Source organism: Mesorhizobium sp. M7A.F.Ca.CA.004.04.2.1 (assembly GCF_004022825.1).
Taxonomy (GTDB): Bacteria; Pseudomonadota; Alphaproteobacteria; order Rhizobiales; family Rhizobiaceae; genus Mesorhizobium.
Map to the genome: position 1 here is coordinate 1 of NZ_RZPH01001349.1, position 1,263 is coordinate 1,263.

Consider the following 1,263-nt stretch of genomic DNA (forward strand, 5'->3'; position numbering starts at 1 on the left):
GGATATGTCGTACCATGGATATTGCGCGGCCGCCGCCTTGTGCCACAGAATGCGATCGGGAAATCCTGCGTCCTTCAGATTCTTCCAAGCAACATCATGGAAGGCGCGGGAGCGGTTGTTGGTGCCCATGCCGTCGATCTGAGCAACGACGAAGCCCAGCTGCGTGAGCGGCTCTGTCCACCGCGAGAAGGATTTTGGGACGAAGGAGCCGTGGGGTCCAGCATAGATATTCTCCACAACCGGGTATTTCTTCGTCGGGTCGAAGTTGGCTGGCAGGTGGAGCACGCCCCAGATGTCAGTTTTGCCGTCGCGCCCCTTGGAATGGAAACTGAGCGGCGGCTGCCAGCCTGCGGCGACGAGCTCAGAAATGTCGGCCGTCTCGATCTGCTGGAGCTTGGCATTGTCGCTGGCGCGGTAGAGTGCCATGCGCGGGGGCAGATCGATGCGTGACCAGAGATCGACATAATAGCGCCTGTCAGGCGAGAACTCGATATGGTGGTTGGCCGGTTCGGGCGTCAGTGCAGTCAGTCCCTTGCCGTCAAAGCCGATGCGGTAAGCATGGACCCAATAGGGGTCCTCCTGCGAGTTCATCCCGCTCGCCTCGAACCAGATCTGACGCTTGACCGGATCGACATGGTTGACCCTCCGGACGACCCACTCACCTCGCGTGATCTGGTTTTCGAGCGCGCCTGTCCGGCCGTTGAAAAGATACAAATGCTCATACCCGTCGCGCTCTGATGCCCAGATGATCTCCTTCCCGTCATCGACATCGTAACGGAAGATTTTTCCGGCATCCTCCTGGCCATGCCCCAGCGGCAAATAATCAACGAATGTCTCGCTGGTCTCATCGATCAGGGAGCGCCCGCGGCCCGAGGCGGCGTCTACCTCGACCAGGCGATAAAGCTGATGCCCGCGCTGGTTATATTCGAAAGTGAAGCCGCGGCTGTCCGCCCACCACCGGAGAGGGGAAAGTTCGAAGACGTTCGAGAAGAGGGCACCGTCAATCACGATCTGGCGCCGGCCGGCAATGTCGAACAGGACTGGCTGGGGCAGCGGAAGGACATCGCCCGGCCTGGGATAGAATTTTGTTGAATATTCCCGCTCCAACTGGTCCGTCGAAGAATTGAGGTAGCGGACCTCTCGCCTATAGCCGGGGCGAACAAGGTAAGCGGCGAGGTGGCGCGAGTCCGGCGACCAGCTCAGCGTCGAAAAGACGTAGCAATTGCCTTCGGCTCCGTCCCGGCTCAGAGGAACATCCTGCAA

The 1,263-nt window shown here is 59.8% G+C and carries 1 protein-coding gene; it reads right to left on the bottom strand.

Going from position 1 to position 1,263, the window contains the following annotated elements; translation table 11 throughout:
- Window positions 1-1,263: DPP IV N-terminal domain-containing protein (locus tag EN893_RS34470; RefSeq protein ID WP_164901402.1), on the bottom strand; the 1,263-nt coding region annotated here is incomplete at both ends.